The organism is Moorena sp. SIO3I6, assembly GCF_010672095.1.
This window is the reverse complement of sequence record NZ_JAAHHU010000061.1, coordinates 17,467-37,814: the sequence shown is the minus strand read 5'-3', so window position 1 is coordinate 37,814 and position 20,348 is coordinate 17,467. Positions and strand designations below refer to the sequence as shown.

The window sequence follows — 20,348 nt, the reverse complement described above, 5'->3', positions numbered from 1 at the left end:
GTTTTGCCAAATTAGCTGAATTGTGCTGCTTCACTCCTGAATCTGATGGAGTTTACAACTCTCGCCAGATGGTAGAGCATGACTTAGCAGCTGAGCAGTCAATCATTCAGTTAGTACGCAGTCAAGCCGCTCAAGCAGAAAGCCTAGGTGATCGAGCCACCCGCTATCTCTATGAGAAAATCTTGCTCAAGACTGAAGAGCGAGCTTATCATTTGAGTCATTTCCTGGCTCCGGACAGCCTAGTAATGGGATTTATGGGCAATGGAGCAAACTAAACCTACGTGAACTGAGATCTTGCACCATTGTCATGAATCGTAGGGTGGGCAGTGCCTACCAACGTGCTTTGCAAGCTTCATTATCTGTCTGATGCACTGCCCACCCTACATGAACTTAAACCTACTTTCTGACTCGCCCTTTGCATCAAGAAAAAAAATTTGAGGGTTGACCGTCAACCCTCAAGTCTCAACTGTTAACAAATATAAAATATAAAACGGAGAGGGGGAGATTCGAACTCCCGGAGCCTTTCGGCTCGCTCGATTTCAAGTCGAGTGCAATCGACCACTCTGCCACCTCTCCAGGCAAATCTATATTAACAATCCGTGGGCTCGGATGGCGACTATTTCTAGCCAGTTAAAAACTTTGTTTTATACCAGCAACGCTTCAGAAGCCTGGTAAAGCAATTCTTCAGATACCACTGAGTAATCCTTACCCACCCAGACCAGGGAGACTTGATCCACTATACCGCCTTTGAGAGACACTATCGAAAAATTCCGCAATCGGTCTGTATCGGTTTCGATAATTCGAGGGACACTGGCTGCATTTAAATATACAGTCCCTTCCGGACTAGTAACAATCATGGTTCGTAGTCGGTCTTTGGTGTGCTTTAGGATGTGGTGCATATGACCAAAGGTGACTAAGGGAATGTTTTTACCCAAGGAATAGGTTTTTGCGATCGCATCTTCCAAATCCGGGTCCCCATGATCACCACCAGCAGGATACCAGTCTTTACCACAGGGAGCTTCTGCTTGATCACCTAGTCCCGTCGGACCATTATGACCGATTAAGATTACCGTTTCGTAAGCCGCACTACGGACTGCTGCTAGAATGCGCTCAACTGATTCAGAAAAGCTATTAATTCCATACTGTTCCCTGTAAAACTTCTTATTGCGCCAAGTTTGCCCACCCCAACTGTAAGGGCGAGCACCAACTACAGAGAGATTCAAATCTGGGAAGTCAAGGTAACCATAACCCACATGGGTTGACCCCAGTAAGTCCAACTGTTGCTGTACCCTATCTTCTACTTCATGGTCATAAGGAGACTTTTTCCTTCCCCATTCCGAGGCAGTATACCAAGCATCATGGTTTCCCATAATCACTGCCTTGGGTAGGTCAATAGCAGCAATCATCTGGACTATATCCACCGCCTCATTGCCGAAATCCCCGACAAATAAGACCAGATCCACACCCAACTGCTCAAGAGCTATAGCATCTTCCGCTTCCCACAGTTGATGAATGTCTCCAACAACAGCAATTTGGATTGATTGTTTTTGATGAATCGTCATGCTTGTCTTACTATCGCCCCTTCTCCAGCATAAAGGCAAAAAGGCCAACAGTAATATGAAATCGAAAAAATAATACTATATATCACCCCATTATCCCATTATCCCATTAATCCATTATCCCATCAGCCCTTTGCACAGAGCTTGTTTCTGACCATCCGGATCGAGTAGCTGATGCCTGAATAATACATTAAGTGTGACTTTTCTTGAGGAGTGTCTAACGGATCTGAGGCATTCGTGATGGCCGATCTGAAACTATTGGCTAATGCTACCGTCTCTACTCTGTGTCCCCCCCTAGGGCTTTTTAATGTGCTCAATAGTATCTAGTCTGACGGGCAGATACGGGAGATAGCTCAGATCACGGAGATCAGAAATACTTTATTCTTCCATTCTTCCATTCTTCCATTCTTAGCCACCTTCGGCCTATTGCTCTCCTTGCGATGGAAGCACTATCAACACTTTTACAGCAAACATCAACGTAAGCGGTTAGTAAAAAGCGTATGTCTAGATTAGCGTTTAGCCCAGGAGCAGGACCAGAACAGTTAATCAATGGACGTTATCAAGTTATTGAAATCCTTAACCGTTTGAGCTGGGGTCAAACTTGTATTGCGCTAGACACTTACCGACCCAGAAATCCCGAATGTATTGTTAGACAATTCCGTCCTGTTACTGATGACCCTGACTCCTGGCAAGCTGCAAAAGATATATTTCATCGTGAAACTAAAATTTTGGAGATTATCTGTCAGCATGACCAAGTTGCCCAAATTTTAGATTGTCTAGAAATTGACCATAGCTTCTACATAGTTCAAGATTTCATCCCTGGACGACCCCTGAGTGAGGAACTCAATCAACCCTGGAGTGAAAGCAGAGTAATCAATCTGCTACAAGAGGTTTTAGAGATTTTGGCATTTGTCCATCGCCAAGGGGTGATTCATGGTGATATCAAGCCAGACAATCTAATCAGACGATCAGAGGATAGCAAATTAGTTTTAACTGACTTTAGCGGTATTAAGCAGGTGCGCACACCATTAGTTGGTGTTCAATTTAGTGCCATAGCGGCCTTGGGCGCATTCGGGTATATACCAACAGAGCAGGTTCTGGGTAAACCTCGTCCCTGTAGTGACCTATATGCTGTAGGGATGATTGGCATTGAGGCACTCACAGGACTCAAACCCATACAGCTAGAAGAAGACCCATTAACCGGAGAAGCCCTTTGGCAGGACTACGCCACAGTCACTAAAGATTTCGCTGCCATTATTCAGCAGATGGTGCGCTATTACTTCAAAGACCGTTACCAGTCTGCTGATCAGGTTTTGGAGGCACTCCATTCCTTAAGTAGTTCTAAACCATCTATAAACTTACCAATGTCCCCAGCACCACCAACATCCCCAAACCCCTACAAAGAAAAAACTGACGATACTCTGCTTGAACCAATTGAACCAGAGACTCTTCAAACAGAGGAAACAGAGGAAACAGAGGAAACAGAGGAAACTGATTTTCCCTATGTGCCTACTATTCCTAAAAGAAGGGCTGGTGGACTTAATCTCACCGCAATCGGAGTTTCCACATATCTAGCCTTACTAGTCGTAGCTGGAGGCTACTTTTTACTCAAGACTCCCAACCAGGCAGAAACTAAGCTAGCACAGGCTGAGCAAAAGTACCAGGAAGGAGATTTAGAAGCAGCACTGAACCTGGTAAAATCGATTCCGGAAGATAGTGAAGAGTATCAGGATGCTCAAAATGCGATCGCTCAGTGGCAAAAGGATTGGCAAGATGCCAAAGCCCTATTCCCCCTGATCAAAACCGCCTTTGACCAACAGAAGTGGTTAGAGGTAGTTGAGCAGGCTAGCCAGATTCCTAATATTGTCTTCTGGCAACAGCAAATAGAACCTATGGTCAGCCAAGCTCAAGCCAATCTTGAGCAGGAAGCTTACCAGTTACTAGAGCAAGCTTACAACCAGGCTATCGATAGAGACTTTACTGGTGCACTCAACACATTTAAACAAATCCCAAAAGGAACAAAAGCCTACGCTACAATTCAACAAAAAATTCCGGAGTACACTCAAAAGCGAAACATCAAAGCGAACTTTCTTCTTCAGCAGGCTTACAATCGAGCCGCTCAGCAAGACTTTACCGGTGCATTGGTATATTTGAAAAAAATTCCTAAACATACCGATGCCTATCCGAAGGCTCAGGAAAAAATTGTTGACTATACCGCTAAGCAGGAAATTAGGGCTAACTATCTATTAAAGATGGCTGATAATCAAGCTGTTTTGAACAACTACACTAAGGCTTTGGATTATTTGAGACAGATTCCTGAAGGTACCTCCGCCTATCCCAGAGCTCAAGCCAAAATTCAGCAGTATACTCGATAAGCTGTTGTGCCTTTCAGCTGTTGTGCCTTTCAACTGTCTATTATTGAAATCATATAAAAAATATAGAGCCCAGTCCCCTTTTGCCATAAGCTATCAGCTATTAGCTGATAGCTTACCTGTTTTACCCTACAGTAGTTAATTGATATTTTCTACTAGCCACTAACCTGTTGCGGCGATTAATCCCTACTTCTATAAGAGCAGGACTTTCTCCCTGCACTACTTCGGTAAATTTGTCCGAATTAGCCATAACTTGTCTACCTGGTGCGTAAGCTTCAATCACATTACCGCTCACAGAACAGATTACCATTAAATAGTCACAACCTGGGCATTCAGTTTTGGTGACCTGGTCTCCAGCACAAGCATAATGTGATGCTTGAGAACCGATTAAGTAGTGACGTTGAGCCATATTACCACAGTTGGGACATCGGACTGATTGAGTTGTCTCCATTGCCGATTCTCCTCATTTAGATGTCATTGCTTGAAGGAAATAAGTCATAATTAAACTCATAATTCAGAAATTTTTTTTAATTTTTATGTTTTTAATTAAACCTAAAGTTGCTGTTCAAGTGCGGCAGTAAATTTATCATAGGGAGCAATTCCTACAATAGTTTCTACCACCTCACCGCCCTTAAAAATCAGCACAGCAGGAATACTACGAATACTGTAATTTTTGGCAGTAGCTTTGTCGGCATCAATATCGATTTTTACGACCTTAACCCGATCTTTGTAGTCTTCAGCCAGTTTATCCATTAAAGGAGCAATTTTACGACATGGCCCACACCAAGGGGCTGTAAAATCAACGACGACTGGAACTTCAGAGGTTAAAACTGACTTAAATTCACTGTCTTTGATGTAAGCAACTGTACTCATGATATATTCCTTAAATTTTGAAAAACTACCACAAACTAATAGTCAACGGTAAAGGGTAAAAAGTCAATAACACTCAACATGGTTACCCCTTTTATCTTCCTTTAATAAAGAAGGGCGGTTAATCGGTTGTAATAGCTGTAATAACCAGGATGGCTAAGGCTATAGTTTGGTTTACCATGGTTGTTATGAAGTTGCTTGATGCATTAAGTTATGGCTGCTGAGAAATTGGAATGGGATAGCCTGATCGAAAGGCTAAACCAAGGTAGACAAGCGAAGGCAACTATGGGTGGCTATGCAGGTTATGGTTCACCGGCCTTCGGTCAACGGGCCCTAAATGGTGAGTTGGTGGATGATCCCCAAGAACAGCATGTAATTGAGTTAATTCGCCGTCACCATAAATCGGGCAAGTCATTACAACAAATCGCTAACTGGCTCAATCAGCATGGCTATACAACCAAGCGTGGTCAGCAGTGGAAACGGATCTCGGTTAAGCGGGTTTTAGACCGGCTATACGGTAGAACCCCTAGGGTGTCTACTTTGCCTCAAAAACCCAGTCAAGGGAACTTAAATCAGTAAGTAAATCAGTAAGCTCCAAGCTGGTAAAGTAGTTAGAATACCTTAAACAGAACGTTAGATAAGCCAGGGTACCTGATCGGACAATCCCATCGGACAATCCCATCGGACAATTGCCAAGCTAGGTCAGCAATGCCTAATTATTTGCCCCTAAGCCCAAATGGTTAAAGTCCCAGTATCCCTGGCAACCTCTGAAAGCCAAAAGCTATGTCATATAAGGATTAAAGATTATTTTGCTGTAACATCTATTTATTATATACCTTTATACAAGTTATGTGCATATTATTTCTGGATTTGTGGGATTTGTCCGTAACATCCCTCTACAAAACCCAAGGTTACCAGTATCTTTATGGGTTTTGTCTTGATGGTTAAGCAGTTCATGGATATGCGTTCGCTCAAGCGCGGAAGCTGAGGCCGTAGGCCACGCGGGGCGCGTTCGCTTCATCGCGCAACCGCTGGCAAGACAAAATAAAAATCCTTGACTGAGCAGTCTCAGTAAAGACACCAGCGCCATGACACCAGCGCCATAGTTTGTAGCGGTTGGCGGCGGTCGTAGGTCAAGGAAGTTCACCCATCAAATTAACTATGCAACTCAACGACCGACTTATCTGCGCCCCAACCCTAGAAGAGGCAATTGACCATCAGCCTTTGATCGTTGCTCCTGATACTCTCCTAATAGACATAATTGCTTTGATGAGTAAGGAGCGAGGCAAAAGTTGTTCATTGCCCAATTTCGACTCACCGTCAGACCAGCTCAGCATTCGTGAGCCACGGTCTAGCTGCGTTTTGATAATGCACTCAGACCAGTTGCTGGGAATCTTTACTGAGCGGGATATTGTCCGGCTAACAGCTAATGGAATTAACTTTGAAGAGGTAACAGTAGCTGAGGTCATGGCACAGCCTGTGATTACGTTTCCTCAAACTGCTTGTCGGGATATCTTTGCCGCCTTATTCATATTTCGTCGGTATCGGATTCGCCACTTACCAATTGTCGATGATCACGGTCAGCTCGTGGGTGTTGTCTCACCAGAGCGAATTCGCCAGGTATTGCGACCAGCTAATCTGCTCAAGTTACGGCGGGTATCAGAAGTGATGACCCCCCAGGTGGTTAATGCCCTTCCAACTGTCTCAGTATTGAGTTTAGCCCGACTCATGAATAAGCACCGAGTTAGTTGTGTGGTGATTACCTCCGACCATGGAGAGGATAGCTGTATGCCAGTGGGGATTGTCACAGAGCGGGATATTGTCCAATTTCAGTCTCTGAAGCTGAATTTGTCTAAAGTCCAGGCTCAGGATGTCATGAGTACACCTCTATTTCTGCTGAGTCCTGAAGATTCTCTATGGACAGCTCATCAGGAAATGCAAAAGCGTCGTGTGCGGCGATTGGTGGTGTCTTGGAATTGGGGTCAAGGAATCGGTATTGTCACCCAAACCACCCTGCTGCGAGTGTTTGACCCAATGGAAATGTATGGCATTGTGGAGACATTGCAGCAAACCGTTGAGCAATTAGACCCAGCCAAAGAATCCGTTAACAAATCCCACAAAGCGATTACCCCTGGTGAGCAGTCTGGGGAGGTTCCAGAAAATGCGATCGCTTTATCAGGAGATAGTTTTAATCATCAATCAGAGCCACCCAACAAAGACCAAAACAGAGAACTAACAGTGATTTTGTCACAACGGATAGAGGGTCAAGGATTAAATCATTCCCAACAGTGTGAGGCTTTAAACTATCCCAAAAGTAACTTGGGTACCAGTCAAGATTATCAACTGTGTATCCTGCTCAACACTATTCAAGCTATTCTAGAAAACCTACTTAACCAGTCTAACCTATCATCAGAATTACGTCAAAGCCAGCTTAATTCAGCCTTAGATAATGTTGATCAAATGCGAGAGCTAATACAGAAAGCCCAAAACCAGTCTTGTCGGGATCAGGTCGTGGTAGATCAGGTAGGTACTTCTAGCAGTTAAGCTAATCGAGATTTAATCGGCATATTTGACTTGCTCTGAGTTTTTTAAAGGGTGTTCCCCTGATGCTTCCCTTATCGGGTAGGTTAACTGTCAACAACAACTAATTGGAATTCCTTGAGTGCTGGTAAAAAGTTTTTGTTTTCATGACTAGGGCGCGTCAGTTTAATCAGGGCAAAACGTTGGATCGGAGTTAGTGCTGCCCACTGTTGAGTAGTTACTACGACTCCAAATTCCATAGCTTTTTCCGCCACGGTAGCTGGAATTACCTGAGAATTCATCCAGGGAGCTTGGGGATCAACCGGTAAATTAGAAGCCGGTTTTCCTGTATAGTTGATAACTAGCTGTTGAACATAGTCTCCATACTTTTGGATTGACTCGGTCGTAGTGCAGGGTAACTCTACCAGTTGCTGACGCTCTTGTTGATTAAACTGATGCCAGTGGCTCAGTTTAAGTTTGATGCCGCAAGTGTCTAATTTCATTCGCACTTGCATAGGAATACAGCGTAAATAATCCACAAAATCGGCTTCAAATTGGAAAAAATTAGTCATAATCTTCTCAAACTTATTCATTAATAATGTTTTCTTGTGCTAGTACTCCGTATAATCCAGTAACTAATTGATAGAGATATAATGGCAATTGCTAATCCAATAACCTGGCTTCCAGAAGTGGTTTTCAGGTCAAGAATAATGATTTTACGGGCAACGGCAATTAAAGACGTAACAACAACTAACTCAAGTTGAATAACATGTTTTCGCAGATAAGCGGTGATATTCTCTAAAATTTCTAGTGCAATGAGAATATTTAGAAACAGTCCAAATATTTTGAAAAGTGTTTTGCTCAAAACTATTGCTTCTGGATTGGTTATTTCTTTAACTAGTGAAATAACTAGGCTACTAAGTGCCACCAATATTACCACCACCATCACCAAAGAGAGAACTTTGGAAACAAAACCCTCGAACAGATTTAGCCCGTATAAGAAATTCTCATCTTTGCCTGCATCTCTAAGTTTTTGGAAGAGTTGTCTTAACCGCCTCATAAAAATAGGTTAGTAAAAAGACAGATGATGGTTGATTTTAACACTTGCACGGGGTATTAACCTAACAGATCAGTCAATGTCGTGATTGCCTTTCCCTGATGCCACCTCCGATGTTCAACTATCGCAATCTCTATGACGTCATAAAGCCAAGAGGATCAGCAATAGGGAGGGCGTTGCTGATTCATGCAATGATTGACGGTAATTGGTAAATGGTAATTGGTCACTGAGCCGACTACACTTGACGAAGTCCCTTAGTTCACTAGCCCCAGAGGGAGAATAGACCGTAAGAGGGGACAGAGGGGGCAGATTGACCATGATATTTGTCACAAAAATTTACATTGGGGCTGGAGCAAGTTTTAGTAAAGATATAGTAAAGATTTCATGAAATTTCCCTTTAAGTTGAGTAGGGTGACATCTAGCTCCTAGATTTCCTTGTCAGTTTACTCAAGATTACGTGAAGATTCTGTGAAATTTGCGTAATCTTGGTCATTTTGTGAAGAAAATATGAATAAAATGTGAATGTCTAAAATAAATGTGAGTTTTCGCTTGACAACCACCCCTCGAATTTACTAGATTTCCTTTTGTAGATGAACAAAGTTTCACGTTCAAGAGCATCGGCGTGAAATATAACTTCATCAACCTTACAGCCAAACTAATCCAATTTTGGATTTGTCTTTTTTGAAATAATCAAAGAGGGTAACTATGCTCAAGAAGCGTGATTTTATTGTTTCAGCTCACTCGGCCAGCTTTTTTAATAGAACTTGTAACTACTTCAGGCTAGACGCTATCGCCTTTATGGAGCTAAGGCTGAGTAGATATACTTAAAGCGCTCAGCTCAGCAGTTAGCCACACAGAAACTCTAGATAAAAACTCTAGAAGATTTGTAAATTCAGGTGCTCATCTGTTTCGGTGTCTAGGTGTTTGGGGATTTACTCCAGACAACAGAAAAGTGTTCTGTCTAAAGACAGAGGAATTTAATAAGGGTTTGTATTTGTTGTTGTAACGGGCCTGAAATAGGATCAATGTTTCACTACATCTGCGCTTAGTCTATTTAGGGAAGCCTCTGGTATTGTGAAAAATTAGGTGTAACATTAGGTGTCACAACAGCATCAACTTTGAAAAAATTATCCGACATACTCATGAACATACCATTAGGAAAGCGGAAGCCATCGCCGCGTTCTCTAATCCAGCTTTTTAATAAGAGCTTTTCAGGGGTGCTTAGCAAATTGAACCTGAAAGCAGTAGGTTTAAATCCCACTGACGACCCTAGCCATGGCTGGCAGTGCTGTGGGTTAACTATCTCGAACAGATTGCTGAGGGCTCTTACATCTGACACCTCCGACACGGGTGTTGGCACTGAAGCCATTGAACAGGATAGCAGCTATTTCCGGAATGATGTGCTATCGTCAAACGTATCAGTATCGGTGGGAGCCAAAAAGGGGGAAATCAGCTTACTGCAAGGGATGTTCAATCTCCTGAAAGTCTTCTGTGACATAACTGCAATCACTGCTCTGCCCGCATTACAAGGGACTGATATGGGGCTGATTGGAAAAATCCCACCCCACTGGCAAGTATTTAAGTTGGTAATTGATCTCAAACTCAATTCTGTTCTACTCCAGCAGTTGTTGAATCCATTGTGGCCAATGTTCACGGTGGCATATGTTGAGTAAATGAGCCTCAACATGTGCCACCGATTAATCCTTGGATTGAGAGTTTGTTATTGTACCCCACGGTAGTTTGTAGCAGCAAAGCGTGTTTATGCAAAGCGTGTTTATGCAAAGCGTGTTTATACAATGTTTAGACCAAGAACTATGAGCTAAAACCCCATAGTAAGAGATGGGTCGCAATTGCAATAATCTTTAACCTGTTCCAAGGCTTAATTATTACCCCGGTGAACTGGCAACTTCCCTTTGCCAGTTGGGTATAGACCATTACAAGATGTCGTTAATTCTGGGTGATTACCATGGCCAAAAAATTGCTTTCAATAACTAGTAGACCATCAACTAGTAGAACATCTCAACCAACATCAACCTCTACGAGCTCTGAACAAGTCATGACTAATGAGCAGCTTAACCAGGTCGTAGAAGCTATCATCGCAGGCAAGTATTCTTGGGCTTGTGTGTTAGTTCTGCGTTTTTCTGGCTACAACCCCCTCCATTACATCCCTTACCGAACCTACAATCGGTTAATCAAAGAAAATAGTCAAGCTGGTAAGCATCCAGTTGGCAAAACCCCTGTCTCACAATCACAGGTTGTTAGTAAGGTCTAGTCAGCTAAGCGGGAAAGTTGGGAGATTCATCAAGTCTGAACAAAACCCACCTGCCTAGGTCAGTTGGATGGATTATTGATGGATGATTGATGCAGAGCCTACTTGTCAACGTCTTCCCTTTTAATCTGTTGAACTGCACTCGCATCAACCGCCCTATCTGCTTGCATCTAGCTGACATCTATTGGCTTGATGATCTGACTCAGACTTGACCTCCTATCTCCCTACCCCCTACCCGTCTTGGTTTACTTTACACCAGATGCTATAGGGGTAATTTAAAGTTTAAATGAAGTTTACTTAAAGTTTTGGTGAATTTTTTGTGAATTATTGGTAAAGAGCCGGTTAATGACTTGACAAACCCTAAGTTATTAGCTAACTAAATGTAGTTAATTGTAAATGGTTAATTGTAAATGGTTAATTGTTAAAAATCAATTTTCAATGTTTAACATATGAAGAATATAATCAGGGATTCGGCAGAGCATGGGTTACCACCGTCTGCCATCAACTCAGACCCTGCTAGCAATTTATCAGTAGTGCTTCAAAGCTTGACCTTAGACTCAGTTGATCCAAAGCTCAACTATGAATTTAGTCAATCATTTGACCTTGATCACTTCCAGCTAGGGGAGAAAATCCTTGCCTATACTAAACCAGAGCTATCCCAAGATTCTGTTGAGATTGAACAAGATCACCAATATCTTTACCTAGTTTGTCAGGGGCGGGTACGACTACTAGGCTTTGATGCTGAAAAACAGCGGGAGGTTTCCATACAGGTACTCGAAGAAGGGGAAACCTTTGGTGCCTATGATCTCTTAGGTAGTCTATCCTATCCTTACAGAGCGATCGCAGCGAGTTCAGGACAAGTTGCTCGTATTTCGCTAAATCAACTCTTGCCTTGGTTGGAAAGGTTGCCAAAGTGGTCGGAAATCCTGGGGAAACAAGCCCAGCACCGGCAATGCCTAATTTTCTTCAAGACTTTGACCAAATTGCGTACCCTTAACGCTGTTACCCTAAATCAACTGTTGCCCTACATCGTAGAAAGACGCATTGAGGCTGGGGAGTCTCTGGTGTCCTCTTCCCAAGCTGGGCATTGCTGGCTACGTAGTGGTCAAATGGGAACGCCAGAAGGAACAGAGGCAAATTCCTCTGCTCCATTTCCTAGCATCGGAGAAAGTTGGGGATATCCGATGCCAGTACCAACAGATTGGATTGCCCAAACTGATGTATTGCTTTACCAGCTGCCTCAAGAGCATTGGCAAGCGGCTTGCGCGATCGCACCAGTTTTGGCTAACTCCACCGAGTCACCAGATCAGGAGAACAGGCAAACTGCTAAAAATGGTGACGGTAAATCTCCATCCCATCAACGCCTAGTTAACAAGACCCATACTCCGTCACCACATCCAAACCAGACTAGAGCACGACCGACTCGGCGAGTTTTAGAACCTCCTAAGCAACAAACGCCCCTTGAACCGAGTCAGTCAGAAAGCTTTGATTTTCCTAAACCAGCAAAGCAGGGTTGGAAATTCCTAAGGTTTTGGCAGCGCTATCCTTTTATTGAGCAGCAAGCTTCCTCGGATTGTGGTGCTGCCTGCTTAGCCATGATTGGGCAGTATTGGGGTAAACGGTTTGCTCTCAACTCCCTGCGGGAACTGGCAGGAGTGGGCCGTTCTGGTTCATCCCTCAAAGGTTTATCTAAAGCAGCAGAAAGTTTAGGCTTTCAAGCTAGTCCAGTCAGGGCTTCTTTAGGTCGCTTAGCGGATCGGAGTAATCCTTGGATTGCTCACTGGGAAGGAGATCACTATATTGTTGTCTACCAGGTAAAGGGTAATAAGGTACTTGTTGCAGATCCAGCAGTGGGGAAGCGATCGCTTCCTCGCAAAGACTTTCTCCAAGGTTGGACTGGGTATGCCATGCTATTGGATCCAACTCCCCAACTAGCAGTTACTCCCAGCGACAAACGCTCTCTAGGGCCGTTTTGGGGGTTGCTATGGCCCCATCGCTCAGTTCTGCTGCAAATTATCCTCGCTACCCTCATCCTTCAGGTTTTTGGTCTGATTAGTCCCCTATTTACCCAGATCATTCTTGACCGGGTGATTGTCAACAGAAGCCTGGTCACTCTCAATGTCTTCTCCATTGGTCTAATCATCTTTGGCATTTGGACGATTGGGGTTAGTATAACCAGACGCTACTTACTCGACTACTTTTCTAATCGGCTTAGTCTCACCTTCGTCAGTGGGTTCATAAACCATACCCTGACCTTACCTCTGAAGTTTTTTGAATCCCGCCAGGTGGGGGATATCCTGACCCGAATTCAGGAAACTGGAAAAATTCAGGGTTTTATAACTCAGCAAGCGATTGCTACTTGGCTAGATGTGGTGATGGTGTTTGTCTATATTGGACTGATGCTCTACTACAATTGGCGTCTAACTGTCCTGGTGCTGGCAACGATTTTACCCATCGCCATCTTGACTGTGATCGCCAGTCCCTTTCTACGTCAGGTGTCCAGGGAAATCTTTAAAGAAGCAGCCCAACAAAATTCTATGTTAGTGGAAATGATGTCAGGAGTTGCTACTGTAAAAACGGCGGCTTCGGAACAAGAAGTGCGCTGGCGCTGGGAAGATCGCCTCACCAATCAGTTGAATGTACAATTTAAAGGTAGAAACCTAGCGAACGGGTTGGGGTCAATTAGTTCTCTAATTAATACTCTCAGCAGCACCGCTTTACTTTGGTTTGGCGCTAGCTTAGTAATTAGTGAGCAGCTCACTATCGGTCAGTATGTCGCGTTTAATATGCTCATTGGCCGAGTGACTGGTCCAATTTTGGCTCTAGTGAATCTTTGGGATGAGTTTCAAGAAATCTTGGTGTCTGTAGAACGGCTGAATGATGTCTTATCTGCTAAGCCAGAGGAGAATCCTCAAGAACCGATGCTGGTTCTACCTGAGATTAAGGGTGATGTAATATTGGAAGATGTTACCTTCCGATACTCGGAGGATGAGGATCGCAATATCCTACAGAATATTTCCCTACACGTTAAGGCTGGAGAAACCATAGCTCTAGTGGGGCGCAGTGGCTCGGGCAAGAGTACCTTGGTGAAGCTACTCCAAGGTCTCTATCATCCGACTAATGGTCGTATTTTGATAGATGGACACGATATCCGCCATATTTCTCCCCAATCCTTGCGCTCTCAAATGGGTGTGGTACCCCAAGAATGTTTCTTGTTCTCGGGGACAATTGTCGAAAATATCACTCTCTACCGACCAGATTTCAGCCTGGATCAAGCCGTAGAGGTAGCTAAACTAGCAGAAGCCCATGCCTTTATTCAAGGTATGACTTTGGGATATAATACTAAAGTCGGAGAGCGAGGATCTACCCTTTCTGGTGGACAGCGACAAAGGATTGCCATAGCCCGAGCCCTATTGGGCAACCCCAAGATTCTGATTCTGGATGAAGCGACTAGCTCCCTAGATACAGAATCCGAGCGCCGCTTTCAACAAAACTTAGCTCGCATTAGTCGCGATCGCACTACCTTCATCATCGCCCACCGCCTCTCTACAGTGCGCAATGCTGACTGCATCCTTGTCCTAGACCGAGGTGTTCTGGTCGAGAAAGGCAACCATGAGGAACTCATGGATCGTCAAGGTCTTTACTATCATCTAGCGCAGCAGCAGCTAGATCTTTAATATATCGTTAACAAGTGCTCATTAGTCATGAGTTATTAGTTATTAGTTATTTAGTCATTAGTCATTTGTAAATACCAACAGACCCTGGTTAGTCACAAAGGACTAATGACTAATAAAATTTGAAGCTACTTATGACTATATCAAACTATGTAAAAATTTGCCAATTTGGCAACACAGTGATGTTAAAAGGACTAATGACTAAGGACAAATGAAATTTGAAGCTAGCTATCGCTATGTCAAGCTTTGTAAAAAAAAAACAAAAATCTGCCAATTTAGCAACATACTCAGATGAAATTGATCTTTTATCAGAAAAGTGGAAAAGCCCTGTGTGAATAGAAGGGGAGAAAAACGTGTTCAGATATGGCTCCACACCCATCTCAAGCGCAACCGTTTAGAATCCCCTGAGAATCCCCCATGACGCACACTCACAGGATTGTTTAATTCCATTCCTTTGTTTAATTGATTCCCATTTACCCCACCAAAGGTGAGACGGAGGTAACTTGGAGAGCCTAACCCTAGGGGTTAGGTTGCTCAAGTCCACACCTCACAGCGTGCTCAGCCAAGCGGTTTGACCGACCGACGGCTACTTAAAGGGGAAGGGTTTAAGTTCTGATCTTGGGGTGCATTGAAGCTATCTGAAAAAGGGCCAAGTAGAGTCAGGTAATGCCAAGGATTTCGGTCTGCCCAACAATGCCAAACTCGCCCCGCGAAGCTAAGGGCAGCAAGAGAATTGGCCGCTGACTTTCCCAAAACATTGGTCATTTCCCTAAAATGTTAATTTAGCGTGATCTACCACCATGACACAAGCAAAACCAATCAACTCCCCACCTGAGGCGGCTACGAGTCGTCAGGGTAACGTCGTTTTAATGCCATCAGGTCGCCTGAGACCTGATTATGACCAAGAGCCTGTAGCCTCACCCAGCACAGAGGTAGGAACCAATACTGCCAATGCTCCTAGTACGTCCAAATGGTCAACCTCCATACAAACTACCCTTGACCAGCCTCCGGCGAACCTTCCCCGGCTGCTGATGTTGGGTGGGTTAAGCTTCTGTACGATATTTGTGGCTTGGGCAACGTTTGGGCAGATTGATGAAGTCGGTAAAGCTCATGGAAGCTTAGTGCCAAAAGGGGACGTTTATAAAGTTGACCCGATTGAGCCAGGGAAGATTGCTAGTATTAAGGTCAAAGAAGGGCAAGCGGTTAAAGCTGGGGAAGTCTTGGTGGAACTGGATACAGAGCTTGCTACTCAGGAAGTAGAGCGTTTAGAGAAAGTGCTTAATGCCGACCGGATTAAGTTAGTTCAGATGCAAGGACTGCTTGAAAGAACCCGTCTGGAAGCAGAAACTCGTGAGCAGATTACCCAAGCAGAAGTTCAAGCACAACAAGCTGCGATCGCACGAGCACAAGCTAGTGCATCGGCAATTAGACAACAAATCATTCAACATCAGTTAGCTAAAGCCGCTAATCGCGAACGATTACAACGGATGAAGCTGGTGCAGGCGACAGCCCAAGAACTGCTCCAGCAACGGCGGGCTAATGTAGTGGCTCTTAAAGAACGACTCGATAATCTTAAGCCTCTGTTGGCAGAAGGAGCAATCTCCAAAGAACAGGTATTTCAAGCAGAACAAAGCTTTCGTGCTAGCCAAAGTGCTGTTACCGAAAGCAAACTGCAAGAGGGTTTGAGTACTCGCGAACAAATCTTTCAAGCTCAGCAAAGTATACGCGATCGCGAAGCGGCGACTAGTCAAAGCCAAGGTGAGCTACAACAAACTTTAGCAGAGATCAAACGACTAGAGGCAGAATTAGAGCATCGGCAAGCAACGGGACGCACCACTCGCCTAGAAGCACAGCAGAAAATTCAACAGTTGGAAGTGGAACTGACCCAAATCAAAGCTAGAATTTCTGAAAATGAAACCCTAGTTACTACTGCTAAAACCAGGCTCAAACAGAAGTTTCTTAAAGCGCCAGTGGATGGGATAATATCTTCCCTCAACATTTCTAATACTGGTCAAGTCGTGCAACCAGGACATAGCATCGCCGAAATCGCTCCTCAAGGTGCCCCCCTAGTGCTATCGGCAAGTTTGCCTACTCGCGAGGCAGGGTTTATTAACGAAGGAATGCCGGTGCAAGTGAAATTTGATGCCTATCCCTATCAGGATTACGGCATCATCAAAGGCAAGGTGATTTCCATTTCTTCCGATGCTAAAGCTGATCAAGTAATGGGTTCAGTCTATAAGGTGAAAGTGTCCCTTGACCGTGACTATGTGATTGAAGATGATGAAATCATCCGGTTTAAGGCTGGTCAGACCGCCAATGCTGACATCATCATCCGCCGCCGTCGGATTATCGATTTCTTATTGGATCCGATGCGACAGCTGCAAAAAAGTGGCATCGATCTATAGTGCTCTGTTGTCTCATTTTCATCACTGACTGATCGTTTTCCGTTGACGGTTAACAGTTGACCGTTAATTCTTAGTAGTCAACTTGCTAGTAATTCCTTGAAATCTGCAAGTTAACTGCACCCGACCTTATAAACTATTGACCTTTAGACTTACAGGATCAGAAATAACCATGACCTATCGTATTCCTTCTGCCAATACCAAGCTCGACAAAGTGATGGATACCGATAAGTTTAGCGAGATCGAGGAAGCCATCCTTGATGGCAAGTATTCTTGGGCTTGTGTGTTGATGCTACGCTTTGCGGGCCATAACCCCCTAGACTACATGCCTTCTAGAACCTACAGCCGCTTGCTCAAACAAAACCGGGATATGATCTTACAGAAGCAAGCTAGTATGATTAACAATGGCACTAAAGCCTTGAATGCACGGAAGCGTTTGAGCCAGATCAAAGATCTGGCTTATGTAGAGAAGCTTGGCAATAAAACCTCACAGGTCCACGGTGGGGATCAAGAACAGCAGTTGATCGCTGAACTGGAAGAAGAGGAATCCATGCTCAAGAAATTAGCGGATTATTTACGGCGAGACTGTTTGGTTTCCCTGTGGTGAGCAGGTGTAATCATTTTCCTACCCATGCTCCTTGTCATTACCACTACTGCTTAGCACTACACCGGATCAGACTAAGCCTGTGGTCAAACTAATTCATTAAGAACTGCCTTGTCCGTGTTGATGGACGAGGCGTTTTTTGATCTGATCACAGACCGGTATGAAACAGCCCTAGGAAAGATAGCCCTAGTAAAAATAGCCCTAGTAAAAACAGCCCTAGTACTTTGTCAATTTAGTTTTGAGGGTTAGGGCTAGGTGGCACGGTTAATGGTTAAGCGGGCCTAATCTAAGGGGTTTAAGCGTGGCTAATCCCTAGTTAACCTAAGTTCGACGTAACCCTGAAAGCCTTAATCTACCCTAGTTGCCCAACCCTTGTATTTCTTACTCTTTCGTCAAGCGATCGCTTATATCGAACTCAGGTTATACCAATTCTTAGCCCTCACAGGGCTACACATTATTAATTTAATCTCCCCATCTCCCCATCTCCCCACACTTCCCACACGCCCCACACGCCCCCTCTCCTCACACTTCCCACACTCCCTGCTCCCTGCTCCCTGCTCCCTGTTCCCTGCTCCGCTGTTCCCTTTGCTATTAACTAATGACTCAACATCCCACGGACTTTAGCACCTACTTTAGTTGTGGGATGATTCAACCATCAATATCAAGCCAAAGTGGCGTTCATTTTTTTAATTAGATTAGATATAATAACCCGCTCATTACTAATAATTTACTTCAATAAAACCTCATCAACATTACCCATCTCTTTGAACTAATTCAGAATCGGTTACTAGTCACTCTTTAGTTGTGGGAGGAGTCAAGCATCAATCTCAAGTCAAAGTGGCGTTCATTTTTTTTTATATTAGATATAATGACAAGTTTGTTCATAATAATTTACTTGACTAAAACCCCATAAATATTACCAATATCTTTGAAATAATCCAGAATTGGTTACTGCTGACTACATCCTTTTAGTAAATCCAGTGATTTTCAAAAAAGAAAAGCTTGAAGCCAAATTGGCGAGACATGCCTAGGGGAATATGGATATAGTTATATCAACAGCTAAAACAAAGCTGCTCCACAGAAATAAAATCAACAACAAAGAAGGAGAAAATCAATGCTTATTTCTGATCTAAACCATCTAGAATCCGTTGATGCTAGCCAAGTTCAAGGTGGTACTACTATTGCTGGAATCACATTCAACAACAATGTCACCAGCGTTTTCAACACCACCAGCACCATCACCGAAACTGAAGTTTTCAATACCAGCATTACTTCTAGCGTAGACATTAATGGTATTACCGCTTCAGGTGGTACTACATCTGAAGGTTCTAGCGATCAAGGTAATAACGTTGCTACTAAGCAAGAAAGCGTCTTCATCACTATTGAGCAAGGTGGAGTAACTGGTTCCAAGTCTGTAGGTCTTGGCTTCTCTGGTATCAGCCGTTAGTAATTAATCACGAAAAGTTTCTGATTAATTAGTTTCTAAATCTCGATTCATCATCAACAACCAACAAGGAGAAAATCAATGCTTATTTCTGACTTAAACCATCTAGAATCCGTTGACGCTAGCCAAGTTCAAGGTGGTACTACTATTGCTGGAATCACATTCAACAACAATGTCACCAGCGTTTTCAACACCAGCAGCACCATCACCGAAACTGAAGTTTTCGATACCAGCATTACCTCTAGCGTAGACATTAATGGTATTACCGCTTCAGGTGGTACTACATCTGAAGGTTCTAGCGATGCAGGTAATAACGTTGCTACTAAGCAAGAAAGCGTCTTCATCACTATTGAGCAAGGTGGAGTAACTGGTTCCAAGTCCGTAGGTATTGGCTTCTCTGGAATCAGCCGTCATTAATTAATCAGGACAAGTTACTAATTAAGTAATTTGTAAACCTCGATTCATTATTCAGGGTAAACGCATCTTATTTTGAAATGCCTACTGGATATGAGATTCATATGATAAGTATTTTAACTTATTAAGTTTGAAATCTTTTCTGAGTAACGTTTCTATAATTTAGATGCGTTTGCCTTGATTCATTATTAACAATAAAGGCTCTCCTAGACTGATTATAGTAAATTAGTAGTTTAAATGAGCTTAACCCCTTAAATAGCAAGGGATTCAATAAACTAAAAATACATTGTCTTGATGCAGTCGCTCATGGTTTGAATTTACCGTAAGATAGGGTCGCCTTATTAAAAAATAGTTAACCCTTTTCTGCATAACCTGCTAACTATAAAGGCTCCACTATCTAAGGTTTTGTCTCCGGGGGAAACCCCCAAGACCGCGCTGCATCGCTTTTATTAAAATTGCATTTTTAAATTACTCAAGAGCTTACTAAGCAAGGACTATGGCGATTATTTTGTACTAATTTATCATAGCCACTCTAGGAGAGCCACAATAAAAAAGGAGAAAATCAATGCTTATTTCTGATCTAAACCATCTAGAATCCGTTGACGCTAGCCAAGTTCAAGGTGGTACTACTATTGCTGGAATCACATTCAACAACAATGTCAACAGCGTTTTCAACACCACCAGCAACATCACCGAAACCGAAATTTTCAATACCAGCATTATCTCTCGTGTAGACATTAATGGTATTACCGCTTCAGGTGGTGTTACATCTGAAGCTTCTAGCGATAAAGGTAATAACGTTGCTACTAAGCAAGAAAGCGTCTTCATCACTATTGAGCAAGGTGGAGTAACTGGTTCCAAGTCTGTAGGTATTGGCTTCTCTGCTATCAGCCGTTAGTACTTAATCAGGAACTTTTTGTGATTAAGTAATTTGTAACCCTGGGTGTCTTCATATCCTAATATAATGCATTAAATTCAATTATATATCAAGATTATTACAATCATTTTTATGTGGGAATAACTCATTTTTTTGACTTCAATATACTAAATTATCAGTAGTTATATCAAACCGTAATTAAATAGGTTGATTGCCAAATTAGCGAGACAATAATTTTGAAAAAGGATAGTTTAATTGAAGTGTAATTTAAGCATTTTGATTAACA

Annotated in this window: 18 protein-coding genes and 1 tRNA gene; 13 read left to right on the top strand and 6 right to left on the bottom strand. The window is 43.2% G+C overall.

The window, feature by feature from the left end; all coding sequences use genetic code 11:
- Positions 1 to 275 (top strand): ferritin-like domain-containing protein (locus tag F6K49_RS18580; RefSeq protein WP_293098969.1); only part of this gene is annotated, 275 nt, incomplete at its 5' end.
- Between the two features lie 216 nt (positions 276 to 491).
- Here the strand turns inward: F6K49_RS18580 and F6K49_RS18575 are convergent.
- Together F6K49_RS18575 and F6K49_RS18570 are read right to left on the bottom strand one after the other, a co-directional pair.
- Positions 492 to 576, bottom strand: a tRNA-Ser gene (locus tag F6K49_RS18575).
- 68 nt (positions 577 to 644) lie between these two features.
- Positions 645 to 1,562: a TIGR04168 family protein gene (locus F6K49_RS18570; protein WP_293098965.1), complete on the bottom strand. Its 918-nt coding sequence runs from the start codon at positions 1,560 to 1,562 to the stop codon at positions 645 to 647.
- Between the two features lie 497 nt (positions 1,563 to 2,059).
- On the opposite strand from F6K49_RS18570, the gene F6K49_RS18565 reads away from it, so the two are divergent.
- A complete protein-coding gene (locus tag F6K49_RS18565; protein WP_293098958.1) occupies positions 2,060 to 3,934 on the top strand; it encodes a protein kinase in 1,875 nt (624 codons plus the stop codon).
- A 121-nt stretch (positions 3,935 to 4,055) separates the two neighbouring features.
- On the opposite strand, the gene F6K49_RS53450 is transcribed toward F6K49_RS18565, so the two are convergent.
- Positions 4,056 to 4,382 carry a hypothetical protein gene (locus F6K49_RS53450; RefSeq protein ID WP_365940302.1) on the bottom strand — a complete coding sequence of 109 codons (327 nt, stop codon included), beginning with the start codon at positions 4,380 to 4,382 and terminating at the stop codon, positions 4,056 to 4,058.
- A 101-nt stretch (positions 4,383 to 4,483) separates the two neighbouring features.
- Positions 4,484 to 4,804 carry a thioredoxin gene (gene trxA / locus F6K49_RS18555; RefSeq protein WP_075895667.1) on the bottom strand — a complete coding sequence of 107 codons (321 nt, stop codon included), beginning with the start codon at positions 4,802 to 4,804 and terminating at the stop codon, positions 4,484 to 4,486.
- Positions 4,805 to 5,014: 210 nt separating this feature from the next.
- Between trxA and F6K49_RS18550 the strand changes: the two genes are divergently transcribed.
- Both F6K49_RS18550 and F6K49_RS18545 read left to right on the top strand, forming a co-directional pair.
- Positions 5,015 to 5,380, top strand: coding sequence for a recombinase family protein (locus tag F6K49_RS18550; protein WP_075895665.1), 366 nt, complete (start codon positions 5,015 to 5,017; stop codon positions 5,378 to 5,380).
- Positions 5,381 to 5,962: 582 nt separating this feature from the next.
- Entirely contained in the window at positions 5,963 to 7,345 is a 1,383-nt protein-coding gene (locus tag F6K49_RS18545; protein WP_293098952.1) for a CBS domain-containing protein, read from the top strand.
- Between the two features lie 83 nt (positions 7,346 to 7,428).
- On the opposite strand, the gene F6K49_RS18540 is transcribed toward F6K49_RS18545, so the two are convergent.
- Positions 7,429 to 7,893 (bottom strand): nitrate reductase associated protein, encoded by a 465-nt coding sequence (locus F6K49_RS18540; protein ID WP_293038899.1) that lies wholly within the window; start codon positions 7,891 to 7,893, stop codon positions 7,429 to 7,431.
- 20 nt (positions 7,894 to 7,913) lie between these two features.
- Positions 7,914 to 8,381 (bottom strand): phosphate-starvation-inducible PsiE family protein, encoded by a 468-nt coding sequence (locus F6K49_RS18535; RefSeq protein ID WP_293038901.1) that lies wholly within the window; start codon positions 8,379 to 8,381, stop codon positions 7,914 to 7,916.
- Positions 8,382 to 9,520: 1,139 nt separating this feature from the next.
- Between F6K49_RS18535 and F6K49_RS18530 the strand changes: the two genes are divergently transcribed.
- From F6K49_RS18530 to F6K49_RS18490, 9 genes are all read left to right on the top strand, one after another.
- The gene (locus F6K49_RS18530) at positions 9,521 to 10,051 is read left to right on the top strand and encodes a hypothetical protein (protein WP_293098948.1); all 531 of its coding nucleotides are present in this window, start codon (positions 9,521 to 9,523) and stop codon (positions 10,049 to 10,051) included.
- 293 nt (positions 10,052 to 10,344) lie between these two features.
- A complete protein-coding gene (locus tag F6K49_RS18525; protein ID WP_293024719.1) occupies positions 10,345 to 10,650 on the top strand; it encodes a HetP family heterocyst commitment protein in 306 nt (101 codons plus the stop codon).
- Between the two features lie 446 nt (positions 10,651 to 11,096).
- Positions 11,097 to 14,324, top strand: coding sequence for a peptide cleavage/export ABC transporter (locus F6K49_RS18520; RefSeq protein WP_293098943.1), 3,228 nt, complete (start codon positions 11,097 to 11,099; stop codon positions 14,322 to 14,324).
- 797 nt (positions 14,325 to 15,121) lie between these two features.
- Positions 15,122 to 16,726, top strand: coding sequence for an HlyD family efflux transporter periplasmic adaptor subunit (locus F6K49_RS18515; RefSeq protein ID WP_293098937.1), 1,605 nt, complete (start codon positions 15,122 to 15,124; stop codon positions 16,724 to 16,726).
- A gap of 169 nt (positions 16,727 to 16,895) precedes the next feature.
- Positions 16,896 to 17,330, top strand: a complete 435-nt coding sequence (locus tag F6K49_RS18510) for a HetP family heterocyst commitment protein (RefSeq protein WP_293024713.1) — start codon at positions 16,896 to 16,898, stop codon at positions 17,328 to 17,330.
- A 369-nt stretch (positions 17,331 to 17,699) separates the two neighbouring features.
- Positions 17,700 to 17,951, top strand: coding sequence for a hypothetical protein (locus tag F6K49_RS18505; protein WP_293098930.1), 252 nt, complete (start codon positions 17,700 to 17,702; stop codon positions 17,949 to 17,951).
- 490 nt (positions 17,952 to 18,441) lie between these two features.
- Positions 18,442 to 18,774 (top strand): hypothetical protein, encoded by a 333-nt coding sequence (locus F6K49_RS18500; RefSeq protein ID WP_293038913.1) that lies wholly within the window; start codon positions 18,442 to 18,444, stop codon positions 18,772 to 18,774.
- Positions 18,775 to 18,852: 78 nt separating this feature from the next.
- A complete protein-coding gene (locus F6K49_RS18495; RefSeq protein ID WP_293038915.1) occupies positions 18,853 to 19,188 on the top strand; it encodes a hypothetical protein in 336 nt (111 codons plus the stop codon).
- A gap of 562 nt (positions 19,189 to 19,750) precedes the next feature.
- Complete coding sequence (locus tag F6K49_RS18490) at positions 19,751 to 20,083, top strand: hypothetical protein (protein ID WP_287249001.1); 333 nt, start codon at positions 19,751 to 19,753, stop codon at positions 20,081 to 20,083.
- Positions 20,084 to 20,348: the final 265 nt, after the last annotated feature.

Excerpts from the sequence above, each read along its gene's own strand:
- F6K49_RS18495 (WP_293038915.1), top strand. The coding sequence starts at position 18,853 with ATGCTTATTTCTGACTTAAACCATCTAGAATCCGTTGACGCTAGCCAA.
- F6K49_RS18540 (WP_293038899.1), bottom strand. The coding sequence starts at position 7,893 with ATGACTAATTTTTTCCAATTTGAAGCCGATTTTGTGGATTATTTACGC.
- F6K49_RS18515 (WP_293098937.1), top strand. The coding sequence starts at position 15,122 with ATGACACAAGCAAAACCAATCAACTCCCCACCTGAGGCGGCTACGAGT.
- F6K49_RS18570 (WP_293098965.1), bottom strand. The coding sequence starts at position 1,562 with ATGACGATTCATCAAAAACAATCAATCCAAATTGCTGTTGTTGGAGAC.
- trxA (WP_075895667.1), bottom strand. The coding sequence starts at position 4,804 with ATGAGTACAGTTGCTTACATCAAAGACAGTGAATTTAAGTCAGTTTTA.
- F6K49_RS18520 (WP_293098943.1), top strand. The coding sequence starts at position 11,097 with ATGAAGAATATAATCAGGGATTCGGCAGAGCATGGGTTACCACCGTCT.
- F6K49_RS18490 (WP_287249001.1), top strand. The coding sequence starts at position 19,751 with ATGCTTATTTCTGATCTAAACCATCTAGAATCCGTTGACGCTAGCCAA.
- F6K49_RS18550 (WP_075895665.1), top strand. The coding sequence starts at position 5,015 with ATGGCTGCTGAGAAATTGGAATGGGATAGCCTGATCGAAAGGCTAAAC.
- F6K49_RS18545 (WP_293098952.1), top strand. The coding sequence starts at position 5,963 with ATGCAACTCAACGACCGACTTATCTGCGCCCCAACCCTAGAAGAGGCA.
- F6K49_RS18535 (WP_293038901.1), bottom strand. The coding sequence starts at position 8,381 with ATGAGGCGGTTAAGACAACTCTTCCAAAAACTTAGAGATGCAGGCAAA.
- F6K49_RS53450 (WP_365940302.1), bottom strand. The coding sequence starts at position 4,382 with ATGGAGACAACTCAATCAGTCCGATGTCCCAACTGTGGTAATATGGCT.
- F6K49_RS18530 (WP_293098948.1), top strand. The coding sequence starts at position 9,521 with ATGAACATACCATTAGGAAAGCGGAAGCCATCGCCGCGTTCTCTAATC.
- F6K49_RS18565 (WP_293098958.1), top strand. The coding sequence starts at position 2,060 with ATGTCTAGATTAGCGTTTAGCCCAGGAGCAGGACCAGAACAGTTAATC.
- F6K49_RS18525 (WP_293024719.1), top strand. The coding sequence starts at position 10,345 with ATGGCCAAAAAATTGCTTTCAATAACTAGTAGACCATCAACTAGTAGA.
- F6K49_RS18500 (WP_293038913.1), top strand. The coding sequence starts at position 18,442 with ATGCTTATTTCTGATCTAAACCATCTAGAATCCGTTGATGCTAGCCAA.
- F6K49_RS18510 (WP_293024713.1), top strand. The coding sequence starts at position 16,896 with ATGACCTATCGTATTCCTTCTGCCAATACCAAGCTCGACAAAGTGATG.